Here is a 22,763-nt window from a genome sequence, read left to right on the forward strand (position 1 = left end):
CGTGGAATTTGTCCGGACAAATACGCCCGGGCTGGCGTTGCGTCAATCACTTCCGCCGGTGGCGGCGGACAGCACCGCGACATCGGCCAGGGTCTCGATGCCCGCCACCAGGTCGCGGATGCGGGTGGCGCGGGCGGACGGCACCGGGGGGACGGCGTGGCCGCAGCAGCGGAAGAATTTTTCTTCGTTCTCCTCCGCGCTCAGCGGCACGGCGGGGTGGCCGTAGGTGTGGGGCAGATGCTTCACATGGCGGGCGCCGGAGGCCAGCGTCACGATGATCTCCTGCGGGTCCAAGGCATTCTCGTTCGTGTTCCCGTCCGGCTCGATCCGGACGCGTGACGCGAAGGCGTGGACGTGGGCGTCGCGCAAAGCCTCACCCCGGAAATCGGGCACGTCGCAACGCCCCTTGGCCAGGAAGACACCGGCTACGAAGGGCAGGCAGAGCTTCGCATAGTTGGAGGCGGGATCGGGAATGTCGGGCCGCCCGACCAGGCGCCTCACCAGCGGCGGCACGCGGCAGGTGATCTCCGCGACCTCGTCCGGCGCGAAACCTTCGTCCCGCATCAGGTCGCGCAGCGCATGCACGACGCCATGGGTGAGGCGGCCGGAGGGGAAGGGCTTGTGCGAGAGCTTCTCGATCTGCCATTCGCGCCCCAGTGCCTTCTCCACGCGATCGGGATGGACGCTCTCCTCGATCAGCGTGAAGTAGCCGTAGCGGCCGGTGAAGATGTCGAGGGGGCCGCCCATGCCGGCGGCTGCCAGGTCGCAGGCCTCGATCGCGCCGCGGGCATTGAAGCCGATCTGCAGGCCGAGCAGTGGCGAGCCTTCGAGGTGCGGCTGCAAGGTGCCGCTGGTCTGGCCGTACATGTGGCCGAAGGCGCTGCGCGTCGTTGCCTCATCGAAGCCGGAGAGATTGGCGATGGCGGCGACGGCGCCGAAGCCGCCGGCGGTGGCGGGGCGGAAGAAGCGCAGCGGCGAGTCGGTCGCGACGCCGAGCAGCCCCGCGATGTCCACGCCGACAGCCATCGCGGCGAGGAACCGGTCGCCAGAGACCTGATTGCCCTTCGCCGATTCCCGTTCGCACCACGCGAACAGCGCGGAGAGCAGTGTCGCCATGGGATGCACCACGGCACCTTCATGCACGCAGTCGAATTCGAGGCAGTGGATGAGATAGGCATTCACGATGGCGGCCGAACCGGCCGACATCCGTCGGCCCGTCAGCCAGGACGTCGCCTCATTGCCGCTGCCCCAGCGCTCCGCGAGGTCCTGCACCGTCTGCACATTGGCGCCGCTGCTGCCGGCGATGCCGACGCCGAGCGTATCCAGCAGGAAGGTCCGGCCCGCGCGGATCGCACCCGGCGAGAGATCGGCGTGCCGCACCCGCACCGCATGGGCGGCGAAGGCGGCGGCGATGTCGTAGGGCGTGCTCATCGTGCAGCGGGCTCCGCGGGCGGGGGGGTGGTGGCAGCGAAGGCGCGGGCGATCTCGGCGCGCGTCGCCATCCAGACGCCAGGCTTGCTGTTGGCGTACTGGAGAAACCTCCCGAAGGCGCCGATGCGCCCGGGGCGGCCGATGATGCGCAGATGCACGCCGAGCGACATCATCCGCGTCGCGCTGGCGCCTTCGTCGTAGAGCACGTCGAAGGTCTCAACGGCGTAGTCCAGCCATTGCTGCGGCGTGTAGCCCGGCGCCAACCAGAACTTCATGTCGTTGCTGTCCAGCGCATAGGGCATGATGACGATGGCGCGGGGGCCGTCCTTCGTCTCCACCACGTCCCAGCGCGGCTCGTCATCGGAGAAATCATCCATGTGGTAGAGGAAGCCTTCCTCCGCCAGCGTGGTGCGGAGCCGCGGCGAATGGAGGTAGCGGGACAGCCAGCCGATCGGGCGGTGGCCGGCGGTGGCCTCGATGGAGGTCACGGCCTTGCGCACGAAATCGCGTTCGCGCGCCTCGTCGTAGGAGAACTGGTGGATCCAGCGCCAGCCATGGCTGCAGGCCTCATGCCCGCCTTGCGCGATGGCCCGGCCGATTTCCGGCGCCCGTTCCAATGCCATGGCGGCGGCGGTGAAGGTGGCCTTGACGTTGTGTCTGGCGAGTTGCGCCGCCACCCGCGGCCAGCCCGCGCGGATGCCATAGAGGTAGTTGGATTCATTCGCGAAATTGCGGATCGGCACCTTCAGGTGGACGCCCAGCTCATCGACGGGCTCCGGCCCCTTGTCGCCGTCGCGCACCGACATCTCGGCGCCTTCCTCCACATTCACGACGATGGAGAGGGCGAGGCGGGAATCCTGCGGCCAGGGGGAGGTCGGCATCCGGGCTACCTGCTGTTGTCCGGACAAATGCTAGACCCGGGTCGCGCCGGGCAAAAGCCCCTCAGCCTTCGCCGCGGCGCAGGCGCATCGCATAGGTGAAGCGCTCCGCCGCGTGCCAGGAGCGGGAGAGCAGCAGCGTCGCGCCATCGGTGCCGAGGTAGCGGCGGAGGAAGCGCATGCCGACGGCGCGCGGCTTGCGGCCCAGCGCGGTGGCGACGGAAGCGGGCATGGGGGCCGCGGTGATTTCCTGGATCACTTCCGCGACTTCCACGCCGAAGCGGCTTTCGATCATGGCGTAGATCGCGCCGCGCTCCGGCAGCGCATTGGCGATGGTGGCGAAGCGGGGATGGATGAGCACATCGGCCGTCGCGATCGGTGCGCCATCCTGCCCGATGCGCAGACCCTCCAGCGTCAGCCACTTCTCCCCGACCGGCGCCGGCACCGCGGCCGCATCTTCCGGCGTCAGCGGCGCCATGCGGCGGCTGCGGATGTCGAGGCGCGTATCGGCCGCGTATTGGAACAGCGCCTCGATGCTGCGCATGGATTGCACGGTGCCGCTCGGTGCCTCACGCGCCACCACCATGGTGCCGGCGCCCTGGCGACGCTCCACCAGGCCGGAATCGACCAGGCGGCGCAGCGCTTCGCGGATCGTGTGGCGGGAGACGCGGAGGGTTTCGCACAACTCGGCTTCGGTCGGCAGCAGCGTGCCGACGGCGTAGTCACCGTTTGCGATCGCGTCGCGCAGCTGGGCCTCGATACGGGCATAGAGGGGCAGCGCGACACGGTCAGCCACGAAACGACTGCCCCCTGCCCGAAACGCCGTCGCGAGCGTGCCTGCCCATCATGCGCCGTGTCCTTCCCCCTGTCGGGGAAGGCTAGCGCCTCAGCTTTGTCCGGACAACGTCCGCGTCGTCACGACACCACGGGCAGGATCGTGATGCCGTAGTCATGGCGCAGCGTGCGGCCCAGCACGGGGTCACGCAGTTCCATGGCGAAGTGGCTGGACGGCCGGATGCCGCCGATGGCGCCGAGCGTGCCGCAGAACATCAGGCTGCCGGCGGGCAGCGCCGGGCTGCGCGCCATGAGGTCCCGCGGGTGGCGGAGGGCGGAGAGCAGGCCCTGCTGGTAGATCGTCGCCACGCCGTCGATGGTGGCGGTGGCGCGAATCTCCAGCGCATCCCAATGCGCCTCCACCTCCTCGAACCGCCACAGCGTGGTGCCGACCGGCTTGCCGCAGAGTTGCTTGGACAAGGCGATTCCCGCGGCCTCCGCCTTCCGGTCCGTATGATCGGAGCCGAGGCCGAGCCAGAGCCCATCCGCGAGCGAGACGATGACGGGCTCCACCTCCCCCGAACTGTCCGGACCCAGCACCTCCAGCACCGGCGCCTGGGTCAGGTTGGCGGCGGCGGCACGGTAGTAGACGGGCACTGAGGAAGGGGGAGGCACGCCGATCGCGGCCAGTTCCTCGATATGGTGGCGCACCGCCTCCTCGTCCCGCCCGGCCCAGCCGGCGATGACGAGGGTCGTGATCTCCACCGCGATCCGGTCCGTGCCCGTCGCGGCGATGCGGTCGAAGGTGAGCATCGGCGACCCCTACGGCCCGACCGCGCGGGGCAGCCACAGCGCGATATCGGGCACGATCATCATCAGCACGATGGCCAGGATGTAGACGGCGACGAAGGGAAGCACGCCGGCGAAGACATCGCCGATCGCGCCACCATCCTTGCGCAGCCCCTGCAGCACATAAAGCACCGTGCCGTCCGGCGGGCTGATGAGGGCGATCTCCACCAGCATGGTGACGACGACGCCGAACCATATGGGGTCGTAGCCCAGCGCCGTGACGACCGGGAAGATCACGGGGATGGTGGTGATGATCATGGAGAAACCCTCCATGAACGTCCCCAGCGCCAGGTAGAAGCCGATGATCAGCGCCATGATCGCCCAGGGCGGCAGCGGCAGGGCGGAGACGAGGCCCGCCATCATCTGCGGTACGCCGAGCATGGTGATGACGTAGTTCAGCACATAGGCACCGAGCAGGATGAGGCCGATCATCGCCGTGTTGCGCGCCGTCGCCTCCGCGCTCGCATGCAGCATGCGGAAGGAGAAGCGGCGTTCGACCACCGCGATGCCGATGGCCGCCACCACGCCCAGCGCCGCCGATTCGGTCGGCGTCGCGAGGCCCGCATAGATGGTGCCGAGCACGATGAGGATCAGCACGATGGTCGGGATCAGCCCGACCAGGCCGCGGATCTTCTCCCGCATCGGGATCACCGGGCCGGGCGGCGGCGCGGCGTTCTTCTTCAGCAGGATCACGCCGATGAACAGCGCCATCACCAGGATGGAGGGTCCGACCGCCGCCAGATACAGCGCGCCGACGGAGGTTTCCGTGATCAGCGCGTAGATGATGAAGGTGATGCCGGGCGGGATGAGGTTGCCGAGCGCCCCGCCGGCCGCCAGGCTGCCCATCACCATCTTCGGATCGTAGCCGCGCCCCTGGAAGAAGGGCATGGCGACCGAGCCCATGGTGGCGGCGGTGGCGACGGAGGAGCCGGAGATGGCGGAGAAGACGCCGGACGCCACGATGTTGGTGTGCAGCAGGCCCCCAGGCATGCGGTTCAGCCAGAGGTTCAGCGCGCGGTAGAGTCGTTCCGACAGGCCGGCGCGCAGCAGGATCTCCCCCATCAGCAGGAACAGCGGCACCGCCACGAGCACGAAGGAGGAGGAGGGGCCCCAGGCCGTCTGGCCCAGGAAGTTCCAGAAGGGACGGTCGGAGAAGGCGAAGCCCGCCAGCAGCCCGAGAACGCCGAGCGCCGCGCCGACATAGATCCCCGCCGCGAAGAAGCCGCCGAAGACACCGAGCAGCAGCAGCACCGCGCTGATCGGCACATCGACGCCGCCGCCACTCCCCGTCAGAGACAGGCCGAGGAAGACAACGAGCATTACCAGGATGAAGACAACAGCGATCATGGCTTCGTCTCCGCGACGCCGAGCGCTTCCAGCGCCTCCTGCGCCTCCTCGTCATAACCGCGGGAGGAGAGGTTGCGCTCCACCTGCTTCGCGTCGCCCAGGATGGCGAGCAGCAGGTTCTCCAGCAGCATGCAGGCGATGAGGGCGAGGAACACGACCATGCCCGCGGCCCAGAGGCCCTGGGGGATGGCGAGCGGCGTGCGCAGCAGGCTGATGTCGGTGGCGTTGAACAGAAGGCTTTCGTCCACCAAATCCCAGGCACCCTGGGCGATGAAGGCCATGAAGACGCCGAGCAGCAGCAGCGACAGCAGGTGCAGCCAGATGCGGATGCGCTGGGGCAGGCGGTTCACCAGCAGGTCGATCCGCACATGGGATCGCTGCGTCAGCGTATGCGCCAGGCCCCAGGAGAGGCCGAAGGCCAGCATGTAGCCGGTGATCTCCGTGGTGGATTGCGTGCTGACGCGAAAGATGGATCGCGCCAGCACGTCGAAGGTGATGAAGAAGGCGCAGAGCACGAAGCCCCAGCCGGCGACCAGTCCCATGGCATGGCCAAGGAAGCCGACCGCGCGGCGCAGGCCGGTCGCGGCCCGCAGGATGAGAGGTGCGGGCCGCTCCACGCTCAGCGCGCCTCGTAGCGCGTGCCGGAGATGGGCGCGACGATGCGGTTGTAGGTCTCCCCGCAGGCGGCGCCGCAGCGGCGGACGAAGGCGGGCAGCACGTTGTTGCTCAGGATCCCGCGCAGGGTCTCAAGGTCCGCCGGCGTCGGGCGGGAGACGGTCATCGGCCGGTTCTCCACCAGGCGGCCGATGGAACAATTGGCGCGGTCGCCGATGTTGCAGGCGATCCCGTCCTCGGATGCCGCGTCACCCAGCTTCCACTGCTCGTCCTGGATCTTGGCGAAGGTGCTGGTGATGAGGTCGCGGGCCGGGGCGTCCAGGCGGTTCCACCAGGCGAGGTTGATGAAGTAGCCATAGGTCGACCAGGCGACGGGCAGCGCATACATGTGCGTCGTCACCTCATACCAGCGGGCGCCATTGCCCGAGCCGGTGCCGGTGATGGCGCAATCCGCCACACCGCGTTCGAGCGCCGCATAGACTTCCGGGAAGCCGATGCCGACGGCCTGGCCGCCCACGGCGGCGACGAAGTCGTTGATGCTGCCGCCGCCGGTGCGGATGCGGCGACCGCGGAGATCCGCCAGCGAATTGGCACGCTCGCGGCAGAACAGCACCTGCGCCGGATAGGGCGCCATGGCGATGATGCGGACGCCGAAGCGCTCCAGGCCGCGATTCACCTCCGGCATCAACGCCTCCGCCACCTGGCGGGCCTGGCCGATGGTGGGGTTTAGGCCGGCGAGATCGACCATGTCCAGCAGCGGCACGTCACCGGCGACGGTGTTCAGCGGCACGGCGCCGATCTCGACCTGGCCGGATCGGACCAGGCGGATGATCTCCGGCCCGTTCAGGTTGCGCTCCGGCCAGGCGGCCAGGTTGACGCGGATGCGGCCATTGCTGGCGGCGGCCAGGCCATCGCGCAGCAGCGGGATGTCGACGCGCGTGTATTGCGGGATGGCGGGCGTGGGCTGCGTCACGGCCTGGATGTTCACCTGCGGCCCCTGCGCCAGCGCGGTGCCGGCCGAAAGGCCGATGGCAAGCGCGGCGCCAAGCGCGGCGCGGCCCATCTGGACGATGCTGGTCATGATCTTCCTGTTCTCCCTGTCGATGGTAGCTACTACAGCACGGCGAGGCTGCTGTTGCGCAGGTCCGTCACCAGCATGGCGCCGGGTGCGTGGGTGATGGCGAAGTCGGGCCTTGCCGCGGCGATCACGGCCTGGGGCGTGACGCCGCAGGCCCAGAAGACCTGGATCTCGTCGTCAGCGACCTCGACAGCGTCGCCGTAATCCGGGCGGGACAAATCCTCGATGCCGATGAGGTGGGGGTGCCCGATATGCACGGGCGCGCCATGCACGCCGGGGAAGCGCGTGGTGATCTGGATGGCGCGGATCGCATCCGCCGGCGAGAAGGGCCGCATGGAGACGACCATCGGCCCGGCGAAGGGCCCCGCCGGCACGCAGGCAATGCTGGTGCGCCACATCGCGACATTGCGGCCCTGCGCCACATGGCGAAGGCGGATGCCGTCCTCCATCAACGCATGTTCGAAGGTGAAGGAGCAGCCGAGCACGAAGGCGACCAGGTCATCCCGCCAGACATGGGCGATCGAGGTCGGTTCCTCCACCAACTGCCCCTGCCGCCAGATCCGGTAGCGCGGGAGGTCGGTCCGCAGGTCGAGGTCGAGCCCGAGTTCGGGGATGTGCGGGCTGCCCGGCTCGCTGATGCCGAGCACCGGGCAGGGCTTCGGATTGCGCTGGCAGAACCGGAGGAAATCGCCGGCCAGTGCCGCCGGGAGAATGGCGAGGTTGCCCTGCACGAAGCCGGGGGCGAGGGAGGAGGTATGGCCGGCCAGCCGCCCCGCACGCGCCGCCAACCGGACGCCCAGGGCATCCAGCGGCATCGTGGGCGGCAAATGGTCCGGCATCGGGGCTCCTCGTAAACCTGTCCGGACAAATCATGCCGGTCCTTGCGATACGCGCCAATCGTGATTCCGAATGTTTTCCGATCATCCGGGCTTATCGGTGTCCGGCTTCCGCTGCCACCTCCTCCGCCAGTTCCGCCAGCGGTTCCGCCGAACAACGGAAGGAACGCAGGCGGGCGACCCGGAAGAACACCCCGAGGCTGCGGAGATCGGCCATGCGGCACGCAGCCTGCGTCGTCGCTCAGGCCGAGTCGAGACGCCCCATTTCCTCTACCAGCCGGGCCGCCAACTGGCGTGCGGGCGCGGTCGGGGGGCGGTTGGCGGGCACCAGCAGGCCGATGCGCAGCGCGTTGATCGCGGGGCTGTCGAAGGGACGCCAGGCGACCTCGCCGCGCTCGATCTCCTCCAGGAAGCCGAGGCGCGTGAAGAAGGCGATGCCCATGTTCAGGCGGATGGCGGTCTTCAGCGCCTGGATGGAGTTGGAGACGAGGCGCGGCCGCAGCCCCGACCGGAAGCGCGCGAAGCCGGCATCGACATCGGCGGAGCGCGGCAGGGGACCGGCCTGGGCCAGGAAGGGGTAGGGGGCCACATCGTCGAAGCTGACTTCGCGCTTCTGCCGCAGGGGATGGTCGGACGGCATGACGACGCCGATGGGCGCCGGCACCTCATGCTCGAAGCGCAGCGACGGTGGTGTCGGCCCGACGAAGGTGAAGCCGAGGTCGTAGGTCCCATCCGCCACCAGGCGCGGGACGTCGGCCGGGTTGGCGGCATCCAGCGCATAGGTCACGGCCGGGAAATCCGCGCGGAAGCGATCCAGCGCGCGGGGCAGGAAATCCACCAGCAGGGAATCCACCGCGGAGAGGCCGACATGGCCGGTGCGCGCGGCGCGGAGGTCGTCGATCCGGGATCGCACGCGATCGAATTCCACCAGCGTGCCGACGACGTGTTGCAGCAGCAATTCCCCGGCCGCCGTCAGCCGCATGCCACCGGGCAGGCGATCGAACAGCGCGGTGCCCAACTCCTCCTCCAGGTTCAGGATCTGGCGGTTGAGCGCGCTGGCGGAGACGTTCAGCGCAGCGGCGGCGCGGCGCACGGAGCCGCGTTTCGCCGTCTCCCTGAAGTAGGTCAGCGCCGCGGCGTGCACGGCGTGGTCAGGTGCCGGACCAGACCGGCTTGCGCTTTTCCATGAAGGCGCGGACGCCCTCGTCCTGGTCCTTCGACTGCAAGGCCTCGATCAGTGCGGGCAGGCGGGCCGCCTGGGCTTCCTGCGCGCTCAGATGGGCTGTGCGCCGGACGCTCTGCTTGATGGCGCGCACGGAGAGCGGCGCGCAGGCCAGGATGCCTTCCAGCCAGCGATCGACGGCGGCATCCAGGCCGTCCTGCGGCACGACCCCATTCAGCAAGTGGAAGGCGAGGGCTTCGGCGGCGGTGATCCGGCGTCCCGTCAGCATCATGCCCATCGCCATGCGATGCGGGATCTGGCGTTGCAGCAGCGCCATGCCGCCATCCAGCGGCAGTCGGCCGAGCCGCGGTTCCGGCAGGCCCATGGTCGCGGTATCGGCGGCGACGATGAGGTCGCAGCCCAGCACCATCTCGAACCCCCCGCCCAGGGCATGGCCGTTGACGCGGGCGATGACGGGGATGTCGAGCGTGGTGCGGAGCGCGATGCCGCCGAAGCCGCCGGGTCGGGGCGCGGCCCAGTACTCAAGCCCCGTGACGCCGTCACCATCCCGGACATCGGCGCCGGCGCAGAAGGCGCGCGTGCCGGCGCCGGTCAGCACCACGGCGCGGATGTCGCGGCGGCCCTCGATCTCGGTCCAGATGCGCTGGAGTTCGGCCTCCGTCGCGCGATCGACGGCGTTCATCGCCTCCGGCCGGTTGAGCGTGACGCGGGCGACGTGGTCCGCGACCTCGAAGATCACGCTCATTCCGCGGCGAGGCCCCGGGTGAGTTCAGCCTTCACTTCTTCCGTGTGCTTGCCGAGGCGGGCAGGCGGGATGCGCAGCGTGACCTTCGCATCCGACATATGGATGGGGGAGCCGACGAGGCGCATGGGCTCGATCTCGCCGGGGCCTTCGAGGATCATCTCATTGATCCGCGCCTGCTCATCCTCCAGCGCCTCCGCCAGGCTGCGGACCGGGGCGCAGAGCAGGTCCTGCGCTTCAAGCCGGGCGAGCCAATAGGCGGTGGTGTTGGATTTGAAGCGTTCGCGGAAGATCGCTTGCAGCGCCGGCTTGTTGGCGACCTGGTCCTCGAAACTCGTGAAGCGCGGATCGCGGCCGAGGTGGTCGATCTCCAGCGCGGTGGAGATGTCGCCGAGCGGATCGGCCTTGAAGGCACCGACCATCACCAGCGCGCCGTCGCTCGTCTCGAAGACGCCGGAGAGCGGCATGGCGCCCCAGTTGATCTCCTTGCCCCGCATCAGATGCGCCGCGCCTTCCTGCGTCTGCGCCGCCAGCATGGAATCGAGCAGCGAGACGGCGATGCGCTGGCCGCGGCCGGTCTTCTGCCGCTGCAGGATCGCCAGCAGGATGCCCTGCACCAGGTGCATCCCCGCGGAATAATCCGCGAAGGTGGTGGCGTGGACATAGAGCGGCTGGTCGGTGTTGGAACGCCGGTGCATCACGCCCGACATGGCCTGCGCCAGCACATCCTGCCCGCCCTTGTGGGCATAGGGGCCCTCCAGCCCGAAGCCGGTGCCGACGGCGTAGATGATGCGCGGATTGACCTTCGACAGGTCTTCCCACCCGAAGCCCAGGCGTTCCATCACGCCGGCGCGGAAGTTGTTGACCACGACATCGGCGGTGCGGACCAGGTCGAGCACCACCTGCCGTTCCTCCGGCTTGCGGAGATCGAGCACCACGCTGCGCTTGTTCCGGTTGAGGGAACAGAAGACCGGGCCGAGCGGGCCGGCGGGGTCGGGGAAGGAGGTGCGGGAAAGGTCACCCTGCGGGCGTTCGATCTTGATGACGTCCGCACCGAAATCGGCCAGCGTCTGGGTCGCCACCGGCCCCATCATCACCTGGGTGAAGTCGATGATTCGGATGCCGTCCAGCGGCAGGGGCGTGCTCATGCCGCCGTCTCCAGGATCTTAGCATTGGCGGAGGGTCGGTCGCCGGGATCGCCGCCCTGGGCGCGGACCGCCGCGCAGATGGCGGCCGGGGAGACGGCGCGCGGCGCGATGCCGCCCTGCACCGCCAGCGCCGCGGCAACGCCGGCGGATTGCCCCATCGCCATGCAGGGTGGAATCTCCCGCGACTGCTTCTGCGCGGATTCAGTGGCGGAGTAGTGCCGGCCCGCGACGATGGCGCCATCCAGACCCTTCGGCAGCATGGCACGATAGGGGGTGTAGTAGTCCCGCCCGCGCGCGACGGTGTCGGGGAAGTGGACGCGGTCCTGCACATCCTCCTTCGTCACGACATAGTCGCCGCGCAGCAGCCGCGTCTGCCGGATGCCGAGCTGCGGCGCCACATCGATGACGAAGCAGTTCTGGAAGCCGGGCATGTGGTCCCGCGCATACTGGACGAGCGCGTAGATGCGCTTCCGCCCCTCGAAATCCGCCTTGGACATGTCCTCGACGGAAAGCCCGTCATAGCCGACGAGGTGCGGGCAGTTGCACCAGACCACGCCGGGAAGCGGCGTCTTTAGCCACCAATAGTCCCAGGACCCGCCCATGATCTTCTTGGCCTGCTTGTCGAGGGCGGCGTGGCGTTCCGGTTCCTCGAACTGCACGCGTTCGGCTTCATCCGTGTCGACGCCGCCGAGGCGGAAGACGGTGGTCACCATGTAGGCGCCATGGGTGAAGTCCCCGCCCGCGGCCGCGACGACGTCGAGGTCCCCGGTCGCGTCGATGACGACATCGCCCATGATGGCCTGGCGGCCCGCCTTGGTCTCGCACACCACGCCCTTGATGGCGCCGTCCTGCACGATGGCGGAGGAGAACCAGGAATGCGTGCGCGTCTGCACGCCGGCCTCGGCCACCATCTCATTGGCGATGCGCTTCCAGCCATCGGGGTCGAAGGTCGCGGCCATGACGATGGGGTGCGGGCGGACATGGGACCGGAAGTCGAAGACGCCCCAGCGCGACCACTTCCGGTACATCGCCCAATCCGTCACCCGCTCCGCTTCCGGCGGATAGACGCAGGCGCCGACGCGCGCCATGCGGTCGATCATCTCCATGCAGATGCCGGTGGTGGTGACTTCCTGGCCGTTATGCATGTCGTCCAGCACCAGGACCATGCCGCCGGATGCGAGGCCGCCGAGATAGGGATAGCGTTCCAGCAGGGTGACGGAACAGCCCATCCGCCGCGCCGCGACGGCGGCCGAAAATCCTGCGGGACCGCCGCCCACGACGACGACATCCGACCGCGCGACGATGGTCGCCTCCCGCGGCGTCTCCTGCACGCGCTGCGTGTCCATGACTGGTTCCTCTAGACGGGGTTGGCCGGCTGCCAGCGCACCACCAGGCGTTCCACGGCGATGATCACGCCGAAGAAGGCGACGGAGAAGGCGGAGCCGACGATGACGGTGGCGTAGAGCATCGCGCTGTCGAAATTGTACATGGACTGGATGATCAGCGCGCCGATGCCGGTGGTGGAGCCGATCCATTCGCCGACGATGGCACCGATGACGGCGGTGGAGGCCGCGATCTTCAGCGCGGAGAACAGATAGGGCAGCGAATTGCGCAGCCGCAGCTTGAAGAAGATTTCGCGCTCGCTGGCCGAGAGCACGCGCATCAGCTCCATCGCCTGCGGATTCACCGATTCCAACCCGCGTACCATGTTCACCAGGGTCGGGAAGAAGCAGATCAGCGCGGCGATCGCGATCTTGGGCTCCATCCCGTTGCCCAGCAGCAGCACCAGGATCGGCGCCTTGGCGACCACGGGGATGGTGTTGATGAGGACGACGACGGGGAAGAAGGCTTCCTCCACGGTCTTCCGGTGCACGAAGACGGTGGCGATGATGATGGCGACGATGTTGCCGAGCGCGAAGCCGACCAGCGCCTCGATCGCTGTCGGCACCAGATTCGCCATCAGGATCGGCCATTTCGCGACCAGCGTCGTGGCGACGGCCACCGGCGATGGCGCGACGAAGGGCGGGACTTCGAGGATATAGACCAGGCACCACCACAGCAGCAGCATCGACAGGATGCCCGCCACCGGCAGCAGGCGCCGCCGCCACGCCAGGCGTCGGCGCGCGCGTTCATGTGCGGCCTCGGCCTCCTTCAGCCCGGGATCATCCATCAGGGTGTCGGCGGTGATGCTCAATGCCCCCTCCCCAGTGAGTCCCGAAGGCCGGAGACGATGGTGGTGAAGGCGGGTGTTTCCCGTATCGACAGGTCACGGTCCCGCGGCAGGTCCACCGTGACCAGCGCGGCGTTGCGGCCGGGATTGGCGGCCAGCACCAGCACCTGCTCGCCGAGAAAGACGGCCTCATAGACCGAATGGGTGACGAAGAGGATCGTCGTCCCCGTCTCCTGCCACACGCGGCGCAGTTCCTCGTTCAACCGGTCGCGGGTGATTTCGTCCAGCGCCCCGAAGGGCTCATCCATCAGCAGCAGCCGCGGCCCGCCCAGCAGCGCGCGTGCGATGGAGACGCGCTGGCGCATGCCGCCGGAGAGTTCATGAGGGAAGCTGTTCTCCCACCCCTCCAGCCCGACCAGCTTCAGCAGTTCCCGCGGTGTCGGCGCGCCCTTCGGCAGTTCGCGCCGCCCGCCGACTTCGAGCGGCAGCTCCACATTCTGCAGCGCCGTCCGCCAGGGTAGCAGCGCCGCATCCTGGAAGACGAAGCCCAGCGTCCGCGCCGCCCGCGCCGCCGCCGGTGCCATGCCGAAGACGGAGACATCGCCCGCGCTCGGCTTCACGAGGTCCGCCACCACGCGCAGCAGCGTGGACTTCCCGCAGCCTGAGGGGCCAAGCAGCGAGAGGAAGCCGCCGGCCTCCACCGCCATGCTGACATCGCGCAGGGCCGTCACAGTGCGGCGGTCCGTGACGAACCGCACCGTGACGCCCCGGCATTCGACGGCCGCGGACACTCGCTCAGCCGATCAGCGGGCGGTTGCCGTTCGTCATGCGGAGGATGTCGAGCGTCATCACCTCCTCCAGCCGCGGCGTGCGGCGGGAGAACTGGCCGAGCTGCGCGTAGAGGTCGATCTGCTCCCGCCACACATCCGGGTCCATGGTGCCCCAGCCCTCCGTGGCGGTCTTCGGGCCGAAGGCGTAGGCCAGCATCACCTCCAGCGCCTCCCGCTCATCGGCGCGATTGAGGTTCGGGAATTCCTTCAGCAGCAGGTCAACGGCGGCGGCGCGATTGGCATGGGCATAGGCCCAGCCGCGGCCGGAGGCACGGAGGAAGCGCGCGAGTACATCGGCGCGGCGTTCCAGCGTCTGCGCCGTGGCGTAGTAGGGCAGGGCGTAGAGCCGCACGCCCGTGTCCCACAGCCGCATCACCACGGGGTCCTGCACCACGCGCAGCGCCGTGGTGTTGGTCAGCCAGCCCGTGATGACATCCACCTGGCCCGTCATCAGCGGCGCCATGTCGGCGCCGATCGGGATGATGGTGACGTCACGCTCCGCGATGTTGTTCTTGGCCAGCAGCGCCCGCAGCAGGATGACGGCGGTGGATTGCGTGCCGATCTTCTTGCCGATCAGGTCGCGCGGCTGGCGCACCGGGTTGCGGGCGCGGGAGATGTAGCTGAAGGGATGCACCTGCGCGCCGGCCGCGAAGCAGCGCACCGGAATGTCCTGCGACGCCGCGAGCATGAGCGAGGGGGAGGAGGAGACCTGCCCGACCTCGAACCGCCCGGCCGCGACGACGGCCACGCCATCGATGTTCGGCCCGCCGGGCTGGATGCGCAGATCCAGGCCCTCGGCCTCGTAGTAACCGAGCTGCTTGGCGCAGACCTCGCCGATCTGGTTGCCTCCGGTGATCCAGCCGAGTTGGAGATTGATCACCGTGCGGCCCTGGGCTTCCGCCACATCCACCATCATCCCGGTGCCCGCCGCGGCGGCGGCCGAGGCCTTGAGCAACGTCCTGCGATCCAACGCCATGCCCAATCTCCATCGCACGTTGCGCGCTTGGCCCCCTCGGCTGCGCGGCGCGTCGGGATGGCATGCAAGCATGGTGCCGCCTGTGCGAAAAGAAGGAATTTCGCGGCCGAGCTGTGCGGAAAAATCGAACGGGTCGCCAGGCTTGACCCGCCAGCCCGCGGCATGCGCGCATGGGCCATGGCCCTGATCCTGACCCATGCCGCGATCCTCACCATGGATGCGGCGCATCGCACCCTGCTCGGCCAGGACATCCGGGTCGAGGCGGGCTGCATCACCGCGGTCGGCCCGGGATTGCCGCTGGCGCCCGGTGATTCGGTGATCGATTGCCGCCATGCGCTGGTGACGCCCGGGCTGGTGAATGTGCACACCCATGCCGCGACGGCGCTGTTCCGTGGCCTGGCGGAGGATCTGCCGCGCGACTTCTGGGCCGGCGCCTACCGCGTGCCGGGGCAGGAGCGGTTCACGGCGGCGGATTACGCGCTGTCGTTGCGCGCCGCCTGCGCGGAATTCCTGCTGAACGGCGTCACCTGCATTGCCGATCGCCTGGCCGGGATGGATCGCCTGGCGCCGGTGATCGAGGCCTCCGGCCTGCGCGCCGTGGTCGGCAGCACGCTGACCGATGAGCGCGCGGCGGAGGCCTGGGCCGAGACGGACCGGCTGATCGATCGCTTCGGGGCCGATCCCGCGCGCTCCCGCATCACCACCGCCATCGCGCCGCATGCGCTGGATTCCTGTTCGGATGCGCTGCTGGCCGATGTGTCGCGGCGCGCCGAACGGGAGGAGGCACGCGTGGTGCTGCATGTCGCGCAATCCGCGCCGGAGGTCGCCGCCGTGCGGGCGCGCGGCCATGCGGGCGCGCTGGACTGCCTGCGGCGGGCGGGACTAGCCACGCCGCGCACCGTGGCGGCCCATGCGATCTACCTCGACGAATCGGAGATCGAGGGCTGGTGCGCGGACGGGATCGCCATCGCCCATTGCCCCGCCAGCAACCTGAAGATCGAGGCGCGGACCATCCCGCTCCATCGCTATGTTGGCCGCGTGCCGGTCGGGCTCGGCACGGATTGGACGGCCAGCGACAACGCGATGGACATGATCTGGGAAGCGCGCCTGGCCGCGCTGGTCGGCAAGCAATCCGCCGGCGATCCCACCGCGCTGCCGGTCGCCACCATGCTACGGATGATGACGGTGGAGGGCGCGCGCGTACTCGGCATCGACCACGTCACCGGCAGCGTGGAGGTCGGCAAGCGCGCGGACCTCGTCGTCTGGAACCTTGACCGTCTGGAAATGGCACCGGCGCATGACCTCGGCGCCAACCTCCTCTATTCCGCCTCGCCACGCAGCGTGCGCGACGTGATGGTGGATGGCGCCGTGCTGGTGCGCGACGGGCGCCTGGTGGAGGAGGAGGAGGCGGCGCTGGTGGCGGCGATGCGCCGCGCGGGCTGGGGCGGCCTGCCCGCCTGATGGGCGTGCCTGCCTGCGCCGCGCGCAATGCGGCGTCTCCTGCACGGCCCTGACGGCGCGCCCACGCTGGCACGCGGGTTGCTGCATTCCTCGGGGATGAGGATGGATGCAGCATGAAGCCTGAAGGCGCCGCGATCACCGCCGGCCTGTTCCATGTCGCCGTCAAGACGAATGACCTGGCGCAGACCGTCGCCTTCTACACCCGCATCATCGGGCTGTCGGAGGTCAAGCGGCCTGATTTCGGTTATCCCGGCGCCTGGCTCGGCGTTCCGCTGCCGGGCGGCGCCGCGATCCTGCATGTCTATGCCGGTGGTCCCGCGCTGGGCGCGGAAGGTCGCGCGCCGACGGGCACGGGCGCCATCGACCACGTCTCCCTGACCTGCCACGGCTATCACGCCTTCATCGCGCGCTTCCGCGCCGCGGGTCTCGACTGGCGGGAGTTCCTGGTGCCGGGCACGAGCCTCTGGCAGCTCTTCGTCCATGATCCCTCCGGCGTGCAGCTCGAACTCACCTTCGATGGCCTGGCGGAGACGGGGGCGATGCCGGACATGTCCGACCATCGCCGCTACGTCGCCGGGCAGAATTTCCACGACCCCGCCTCCTATCCGAAGCTTGTCTGAGGAAGCCGCCATGATCAGCCGTCGCCCGTTGCTTCTCGCCGCACTCGCGGTGCCGTCCGTGGCGCGCGCGCAGGCGCCCGATCGCGTCCGGGTCGCGGTCTTCAACGTCTCCTCCGCCCTGCCCTATTATGTCGCGGTGGAGCGCGGCTTCTTCGCCGCGCAGGGGATCGAGGCCAGCGCCGTGCCGCTGCAGGCCGCGCCGCTGATCGTGCAGTCCATGGTGGCGGGCGATGTGGAGGCCGCATCCAACCTGGTGACGCTGGAGGGCGCCAACATCAATGCGCGGCGCGCCAACACCGCGGTCTACATCGCGCTGAACGGCCAGAACGCGCAGTACCAGATGGAGCAGTTCGTGGTGCGCGCCGGCAGCACCGCGCAATCCATCCGGGACCTCAAGGGCGCGCGCATCCTCTCCGCCCCTGGCCCGGCCAACATCTCCGCCGCCCGTGCGGTGCTGGCGGCGAACGGGTTGCAGGAGGGGTGGGACTACACGATCCAGGAACAGCAGATGGGCGTGCATGTCGGTGCCCTGGCCGCCGGTACCTTCGATGCCGCCTATACGCTGGAACCCGTCGCCACCATCGCGGAACGCGCCGGCGCCGCGCGGCGGCTGGAGACGGGCGTGATCGCGACGCATCTGCTGGGCCGCCGCGATGCGCAGGCCTGGGCGGCGGGTGCGGCGCTGACGGGCAGGTTCCTCAGTGAAAGGCCCGCGGTGGCGCAGCGTTTTGCGCAAGCCTGGGCGCAGGCCTGCGCGCTGGTGATGTCGGACCCCGCCAGCGTGCGGCCGCTGCTGGTGCAGCATATGCAGACCTCCGCCGAACTGGCGCCGACCATCCCGCTGGTGAACTTCCGCATGGTGAAGGACATGACGGCGGAGGAGATCGCGGATTTCCAGAAATTCGTGGACCTGGCGGTGGCGCAGGGCGTGGTGCGCGACCGGATCGAGGTGCGGTCCTTCCTGCGCGCGCTGTGAGCATCCCCCCGCGGGAGGCCGCGATCTCGATCCGCGGCCTCCGCAAGGCCTTCGGCGGGCAGCCCGTCTATTCCGGCTTCGACCTCGATGTGCGGCGGGGCGACATCCTGGCCATCTTTGGGCCTAATGGCTGCGGCAAGTCCACGCTGATCAACATGGCGGCGGGGCTGCTGCCGATGGATGGTGGCACCATCCTGTATGATGGGCGCGATGTCGCCGATGTGCGCGTCGGCTACGTCTTCCAGAACTACCGGGAGGCGTTGTTCCCGTGGCGCCGCGCCGCCGACAACATCCGCTACCCCCTGCGGCTGATGGGCCTGCCGAAGTCGGAGATCGAACGTCGCGTGGAGCGGCTGGCCGCCAGCTTCCGCGTGCGCTTCGACCTGCATCGCTACCCCTACGAACTCTCGGGCGGCCAGCAGCAGCTTGTCTCCATCATGCGCGCGCTGGCGGTGGAGCCGGAGGTGCTGTTCCTGGATGAGCCCTTCTCGGCCCTCGACTATGAGACGACGCTGTCGCTGCGGGACCTGCTGCAGGCCGTGCTGAAGGAGATCGGCGTCACCACGCTGCTCGTCTCGCACGACCTGGAAGAATCGATCGTGCTGGCGGACCGGCTGCTCATGCTGACCAGGCGGCCGACGACGGTGGCGGATGATGTGCCGGTGGCGCTGCCCTGGCCGCGCGGCACGGCGGCGCTGTCCTCCCCGGGTTTCGTCGCCATCAAGGCGCGGTGCCTGGATGTGTTCCAGGCGGCGGTGGCGGCATGAAGACCTTCGCGGCGCCCGTCGCTGGCGCGATCGGCTTCATCCTGCTCTGGCAGGTCGCCGTCTGGCTGCGCGTCGCCGACCCGATCCTGCTGCCGCCGCCCTCGGAAGCCTTCACCGATACCTGGGCGGCGCTGACGCGCGGCACGCTGGCGCTGGATACCTGGCGCACCGTGCAGCGCACGATGCTGTCCTTCCTGATCGCGACGGTCATCGGCGTGCCGCTCGGCGTCGCACTGGGTGCGAAGGAAAGCGTCTATCGCAGCGTGGAGTTCGTGGTGGACTTCTTCCGCTCCACCCCGGCCTCCGCCATGTTTCCACTGTTCATCGTACTGTTCGGGCCGGGCGAGTCCACCAAGATTGCCGTCGCTGCCTTCGGCGCTGCGCTGGTCATCCTGTTCAACGCCGCCTATGGCGTGATCAATGCGCGCAGGACGCGGGTGCTGGCGGCGCGCATCATGGGTGCCTCCGGCCCGCGCATCATGGCCGATGTGCTGGTGTGGGAGGCGCTGCCGCAGATCCTTGTCGGCATGCGTGCCGGCGTGTCACTGGCGCTGGTGATCGTGGTGGTGGCGGAGATGTTCATCGGATCCACCGACGGTCTCGGTCACCGCGTCATCAACGCGCAGATGCTGTTCGAGAGCGGGTTGATGTACGGCACCATCTTCGTGGCGGGCGCGCTCGGCTATGCGCTCAACCTGCTCTTCCTGCTGATCGAGAAGCGCTTCGTGCACTGGGCCGGGCGGTAGCGCTACACGACGTCGGTGTAGAGTTGCCGCAGCTTGTCCATGAAGGGCGCCTGCATCTTGGCGCGCGTGCCCGCCACCACGTCGCAGGGCGGTACCAGCGTGTCGCTGGCTTCCCAGGAGAAGTCGCTGACGAACTTCACCCGGGGATCCCGCAGCGCCGCGATCTCAGCCACCGTCCCGCCGCGCTTCAGCACCACGCCGGCGACGACGCCGCATTCCACTGCCTGCGTCGCGCCCTGGCCGAGGGTCGGCACCATCGCCTGCGCCGAATCGCCGAGGAACAGCGCGCGCCCGCCGGCGGCATGGCGCTGCACAGGCGACGTCGCGCTGCGCGCCCAGTGGATCTCGGGCAGGTGCTCTTCGATCTTGTCCAGCATCCAGGCCACGGCGGGGCCGGGCGTCCCGCCATCCGGCGTGAACAGGGCGCGCTGCGCCTCGGCCGTTTTCATCGCCTCGGGGATCGTCTCCGACCCGTTCAGCGGAAAGGTGCCAGCGATGTAGACGGCGCCGCCCGGCACGCGGAAAGACAACAGCCGCGCATTGCCGTTGAACCACTGGCCGTAATCGTCATAGGGGCAGTCCGCGGCTTCCGTCACCAGCAAGCGCCAGATGCAGACGCCGAGCAGCGTGCTCGTCGGCTCTCCGGCCGTCAGCGCCCGCAGCCGGCTGTAGCGCCCGTCGCCGCCGACCAGCAGGTCGAAGGAGCCGTGCCGCGTGAGGCCATCCGGCGTGCGGAAGACCGGCACCAGGCGCCCGGCCGCATCCTCCTCCAGCGCCTCGAGCACATGCGCGTTGCGGGTGCAGCCTGCCGCCGGGGCGCGCAGCAGGCGGTAGAGTTCCGACCAGCGGATCCGCACGCCCGGCTCCTCCGCGACCGAGAGCATGTCGAGGTCGAAGAGCCGCGTTCCATCGGCCAGGTCCACGAACCAGCGATGCCAGGGGAGCGATGCCTCCCGCAGCGCGGCGTGGCGGGCGGGCATATGCCGGCGCAGCGCCTTCAGCGCGTTCGGGCCGATGTTGAGGCCCGTGCCGGCCTCCGCATGCTCGCCAGGCGCCACGCGTTCGAAGGCCGCCACGTCGATGCCTGGGGAGTCGAGAAGCGCCTCCGCCAGCAGGCTGCCCGCGACTCCCGTACCGATGATGCCGATGCGCATGGAAAATACCCGCCAGTTCCGCGCGGGCCGTGCAAAGCCCGCGCCACCTGACCTATGCTTTAGCGATGCCGAGCCTGTCGATCCACCGTCTCCCCATGGCCCATCCGGGCGACCTTTCCGCGCTGGCAGGGCTGATCGCCGCCGGCACGATCCGCGCGGGCGATGTCCGCGCCGTGATCGGCAAGACGGAGGGCAATGGCGGCCTCAATGACTTCACCAGGGGCTTCTTCACGCAATCGCTGATGCTGCTGCTGGCGCGGCATACGGGCGAGGCACCGGAGGCGCTGGCCGCGCGCATCCCCTGCGTGCTGTCGGGGGGCACGGAGGGCGCCCTCTCGCCGCACTACATGGTCTTCGCCGTGGCGCGCGACCGTGGTGGCGCATCGGGCCTCGCCCTCGGCAGCGCCTTCAGCCCGCCGACGCAGGCCGGCGAGATCGGCCGCGTCGCGCAGATCGAGGCCGTCTCCGCCGCCGTCCGCGCCGCCATGGCGGATGCCGGCATTGCGCGGGCCGAGGATGTGGCCCTGGTGCAGGTGAAAGCGCCCTGCGCGCTGGCACCCGGGCCGGAGGCGCGCAGCGGTGATCCCCGCATGCTGATGGCGCTGTCGCGCGCGGCGGCGGCTTTCGGCGCCGGCATCGCGATCGGCGACATCGCGCCGGAAGCAGGCACGGAAGCGGCGCTGCTGCGGGACGTCCAGCATTTCTCCAGTCGCGTGAGCATCTCCTCGGGCATCGAGGTGACCTGCAACGAGGTCGTCGTGATCGGCCGCGCTGCGGGCTGGACGCCGGGCATCACCGCGGGGGTCGCGCCGATGCGGGATTTGCTGGACCTCGATGGCGTCATCGCCGCCTGCCGGGCGGCCGGGCTGGAAGCGTCGCCCGCCGTTGCGGATCGCAGCCGCGTGCTCGGCGTGATCGCGAAGGGGGAGCCCGACAAGGCGGGCCATATCCGCGGCGCGCGGCACACCATGCTGGGCGATACGGATATCGATGCGCAGCGGCATCTGCGCGGCGCGCTGGGTGCCATCGTCGCCGCTGTCACCGGCGATGGCCAGGTTTTTGTCAGCGGCGGGGCGGAACATCAGGGACCGCCCGGTGGCGGCCTGGTCTGCATCTTCGCGCGGGAATAGGGGCCACCGCGAGCGGCGGCCCCCTGCAGGTTCAGCGGATCGCGTCCATCACCGCATGCGTCCAGGCATTGGTCGGCGCCCGGCTGATCACCGGCGATTCGCCGCCGGAGGACAGCAGCGTCTGCACCGTACGCTCGTAATCCGCGGGCACCAGGCGGCCACCGCCCTCGGTATCCAGCAGGCGGGCGATCTCCCCCATCATGCGGCGCTGATGCGCGACCGTCTGCGCGCCGGAGGCATCGTTATCCAGCACGATCTGCGCCGCCGCATCCGGGTTCTGCCGCGCCCAGTCCCAGCCCTGCATGGAGGCGCGCACGAAGCGTGCCATCCGCGCCACGAAGGCGGCGTCCGTCAGGCGGTTCTCCAGCACATAGAGCCCGTCCTCCAGCGTGGCCACGCCCTGTTCCTCGTACCGGAAGACCTGGAGCTGTTCCGGGCGGAAGCCGCCATCGATGACCTGCCAGTACTCATTGTAGGTCATGGTGGAGACGCAATCGGCCTGGCGCTGCAGCAGCGGGTCCACGTTGAAGCCCTGGCGCAGCACCCGCACACCCTGAGGCGTGCCATTGGTGGGGTAGCCGAGGCGGGACATCCAGGCGAGGAACGGATACTCGTTGCCGGAGAACCACACGCCGAGCGTCTTGCCGCGGAGGTCGGCGGGGGTGCGGATGCCGGTCTCCGCCCGGCAGGTCAGCATCATGCCGGAACGACGGAAGGGCTGGGCAATGTTCACCAGCGGCACGCCGCGTTCGCGGCTGGCCAGCGCGGCCGGCATCCATTCCACGATTACGTCGGCGCGGTTGCCCGCGATGACCTGCGGCGGGGCGATGTCCGGCCCGCCCGGCGCAATCCGCACATCGAGGTTGGCGGCGCGATAGAAGCCGCGTGCCTGCGCGACGTAGTAGCCCGCGAACTGCGCCTGCGTGACCCACTTCAGCTGAAGGTTCACGCGTTCGACCGGCTGCGCCTGTGCCGCAGCACCGCCCGCGAGCATCCCGAGCCCCACCAGCCCGCCCAGCAGGGCGCGCCGCATCGATTCCATCACCATCCCT

The 22,763-nt window shown here is 69.3% G+C and carries 22 protein-coding genes and 2 pseudogenes; 6 read left to right on the top strand and 18 right to left on the bottom strand.

All coding sequences use genetic code 11. The features are described 5' to 3' along the window. Positions 1 to 42: 42 nt before the first annotated feature. The 15 genes from BM041_RS06525 to BM041_RS06595 all read right to left on the bottom strand — a co-directional run bounded on the left by BM041_RS06525 (position 43) and on the right by BM041_RS06595 (position 14,857). Positions 43 to 1,431 carry an MmgE/PrpD family protein gene (locus BM041_RS06525; RefSeq protein WP_092957088.1) on the bottom strand — a complete coding sequence of 463 codons (1,389 nt, stop codon included), beginning with the start codon at positions 1,429 to 1,431 and terminating at the stop codon, positions 43 to 45. Next, the gene (locus BM041_RS06530; RefSeq protein WP_092957091.1) at positions 1,428 to 2,312 is read right to left on the bottom strand and encodes a polysaccharide deacetylase family protein; all 885 of its coding nucleotides are present in this window, start codon (positions 2,310 to 2,312) and stop codon (positions 1,428 to 1,430) included. The genes BM041_RS06525 and BM041_RS06530 overlap by 4 nt, the downstream gene beginning before the upstream one ends. 61 nt (positions 2,313 to 2,373) lie before the next feature. Beyond that, on the bottom strand, positions 2,374 to 3,105 hold the full coding sequence (locus BM041_RS06535) for a GntR family transcriptional regulator (protein WP_092957094.1): 732 nt from the start codon (positions 3,103 to 3,105) through the stop codon (positions 2,374 to 2,376). Positions 3,106 to 3,224: 119 nt separating this feature from the next. Further along, positions 3,225 to 3,896 carry a DUF2848 domain-containing protein gene (locus tag BM041_RS06540; RefSeq protein WP_092957097.1) on the bottom strand — a complete coding sequence of 224 codons (672 nt, stop codon included), beginning with the start codon at positions 3,894 to 3,896 and terminating at the stop codon, positions 3,225 to 3,227. A gap of 9 nt (positions 3,897 to 3,905) precedes the next feature. Further along, positions 3,906 to 5,279, bottom strand: coding sequence for a TRAP transporter large permease (locus BM041_RS06545; protein ID WP_245761944.1), 1,374 nt, complete (start codon positions 5,277 to 5,279; stop codon positions 3,906 to 3,908). After that, positions 5,276 to 5,821, bottom strand: a complete 546-nt coding sequence (locus BM041_RS06550) for a TRAP transporter small permease subunit (RefSeq protein WP_217648625.1) — start codon at positions 5,819 to 5,821, stop codon at positions 5,276 to 5,278. The genes BM041_RS06545 and BM041_RS06550 overlap by 4 nt, the downstream gene beginning before the upstream one ends. Before the next feature lie 77 nt (positions 5,822 to 5,898). After that, positions 5,899 to 6,975 (bottom strand): TRAP transporter substrate-binding protein, encoded by a 1,077-nt coding sequence (locus BM041_RS06555; protein WP_092957103.1) that lies wholly within the window; start codon positions 6,973 to 6,975, stop codon positions 5,899 to 5,901. 32 nt (positions 6,976 to 7,007) lie between these two features. Then, on the bottom strand, positions 7,008 to 7,811 hold the full coding sequence (locus BM041_RS06560; RefSeq protein WP_092957106.1) for a putative hydro-lyase: 804 nt from the start codon (positions 7,809 to 7,811) through the stop codon (positions 7,008 to 7,010). A 238-nt stretch (positions 7,812 to 8,049) separates the two neighbouring features. Beyond that, complete coding sequence (locus BM041_RS06565; protein ID WP_092957109.1) at positions 8,050 to 8,952, bottom strand: LysR family transcriptional regulator; 903 nt, start codon at positions 8,950 to 8,952, stop codon at positions 8,050 to 8,052. Positions 8,953 to 8,959: 7 nt separating this feature from the next. Further along, positions 8,960 to 9,736, bottom strand: a complete 777-nt coding sequence (locus BM041_RS06570) for an enoyl-CoA hydratase-related protein (RefSeq protein WP_092957112.1) — start codon at positions 9,734 to 9,736, stop codon at positions 8,960 to 8,962. Further along, the gene (locus tag BM041_RS06575; RefSeq protein WP_092957115.1) at positions 9,733 to 10,881 is read right to left on the bottom strand and encodes a CaiB/BaiF CoA transferase family protein; all 1,149 of its coding nucleotides are present in this window, start codon (positions 10,879 to 10,881) and stop codon (positions 9,733 to 9,735) included. The genes BM041_RS06570 and BM041_RS06575 overlap by 4 nt, the downstream gene beginning before the upstream one ends. Continuing rightward, positions 10,878 to 12,227 (bottom strand): FAD-dependent oxidoreductase, encoded by a 1,350-nt coding sequence (locus BM041_RS06580; protein ID WP_092957118.1) that lies wholly within the window; start codon positions 12,225 to 12,227, stop codon positions 10,878 to 10,880. Before BM041_RS06580 ends, BM041_RS06575 begins: the two co-directional genes overlap by 4 nt. 11 nt (positions 12,228 to 12,238) lie before the next feature. After that, positions 12,239 to 13,075, bottom strand: coding sequence for an ABC transporter permease (locus BM041_RS06585; RefSeq protein WP_217648626.1), 837 nt, complete (start codon positions 13,073 to 13,075; stop codon positions 12,239 to 12,241). Continuing rightward, positions 13,072 to 13,842, bottom strand: a complete 771-nt coding sequence (locus BM041_RS06590) for an ABC transporter ATP-binding protein (RefSeq protein ID WP_092957121.1) — start codon at positions 13,840 to 13,842, stop codon at positions 13,072 to 13,074. Before BM041_RS06590 ends, BM041_RS06585 begins: the two co-directional genes overlap by 4 nt. Positions 13,843 to 13,846: 4 nt before the next feature. Continuing rightward, positions 13,847 to 14,857: an ABC transporter substrate-binding protein gene (locus tag BM041_RS06595; protein WP_092957124.1), complete on the bottom strand. Its 1,011-nt coding sequence runs from the start codon at positions 14,855 to 14,857 to the stop codon at positions 13,847 to 13,849. A gap of 162 nt (positions 14,858 to 15,019) precedes the next feature. Between BM041_RS06595 and BM041_RS06600 the strand changes: the two genes are divergently transcribed. The 5 genes and pseudogenes from BM041_RS06600 to BM041_RS06620 form a co-directional block, all read left to right on the top strand. Next, the gene (locus BM041_RS06600; protein WP_175533774.1) at positions 15,020 to 16,318 is read left to right on the top strand and encodes an amidohydrolase family protein; all 1,299 of its coding nucleotides are present in this window, start codon (positions 15,020 to 15,022) and stop codon (positions 16,316 to 16,318) included. Between the two features lie 113 nt (positions 16,319 to 16,431). Beyond that, a complete protein-coding gene (locus BM041_RS06605) occupies positions 16,432 to 16,938 on the top strand; it encodes a VOC family protein (protein ID WP_092957130.1) in 507 nt (168 codons plus the stop codon). Positions 16,939 to 16,948: 10 nt separating this feature from the next. Beyond that, entirely contained in the window at positions 16,949 to 17,914 is a 966-nt protein-coding gene (locus BM041_RS06610) for an ABC transporter substrate-binding protein (RefSeq protein WP_092957133.1), read from the top strand. Next, a complete protein-coding gene (locus BM041_RS06615) occupies positions 17,911 to 18,681 on the top strand; it encodes an ABC transporter ATP-binding protein (protein WP_092957136.1) in 771 nt (256 codons plus the stop codon). Before BM041_RS06610 ends, BM041_RS06615 begins: the two co-directional genes overlap by 4 nt. Before the next feature lie 182 nt (positions 18,682 to 18,863). Next, a pseudogene (locus tag BM041_RS06620) lies at positions 18,864 to 19,394 on the top strand (ABC transporter permease); the annotation flags it as partial. Here the strand turns inward: BM041_RS06620 and BM041_RS32065 are convergent. Both BM041_RS32065 and BM041_RS06625 read right to left on the bottom strand, forming a co-directional pair. Next, positions 19,317 to 19,514 (bottom strand): annotated as a pseudogene (locus tag BM041_RS32065) (hypothetical protein); the annotation flags it as partial. The pseudogenes BM041_RS06620 and BM041_RS32065 sit on opposite strands and share 78 nt — an antisense overlap. Next, positions 19,430 to 20,581 carry an FAD-dependent oxidoreductase gene (locus BM041_RS06625; protein WP_092957143.1) on the bottom strand — a complete coding sequence of 384 codons (1,152 nt, stop codon included), beginning with the start codon at positions 20,579 to 20,581 and terminating at the stop codon, positions 19,430 to 19,432. The pseudogene BM041_RS32065 and the gene BM041_RS06625, both read right to left, overlap by 85 nt. Before the next feature lie 65 nt (positions 20,582 to 20,646). On the opposite strand from BM041_RS06625, the gene atzD reads away from it, so the two are divergent. Next, on the top strand, positions 20,647 to 21,711 hold the full coding sequence (gene atzD / locus BM041_RS06630; RefSeq protein WP_092957146.1) for a cyanuric acid amidohydrolase: 1,065 nt from the start codon (positions 20,647 to 20,649) through the stop codon (positions 21,709 to 21,711). 31 nt (positions 21,712 to 21,742) lie between these two features. On the opposite strand, the gene BM041_RS06635 is transcribed toward atzD, so the two are convergent. Further along, positions 21,743 to 22,759, bottom strand: a complete 1,017-nt coding sequence (locus BM041_RS06635) for an ABC transporter substrate-binding protein (RefSeq protein ID WP_456303954.1) — start codon at positions 22,757 to 22,759, stop codon at positions 21,743 to 21,745. Between the last annotated feature and the right edge of the window lie 4 nt (positions 22,760 to 22,763).

Source organism: Falsiroseomonas stagni DSM 19981, from assembly GCF_900114315.1.
Classification (GTDB): domain Bacteria; phylum Pseudomonadota; class Alphaproteobacteria; order Acetobacterales; family Acetobacteraceae; genus Falsiroseomonas; species Falsiroseomonas stagni.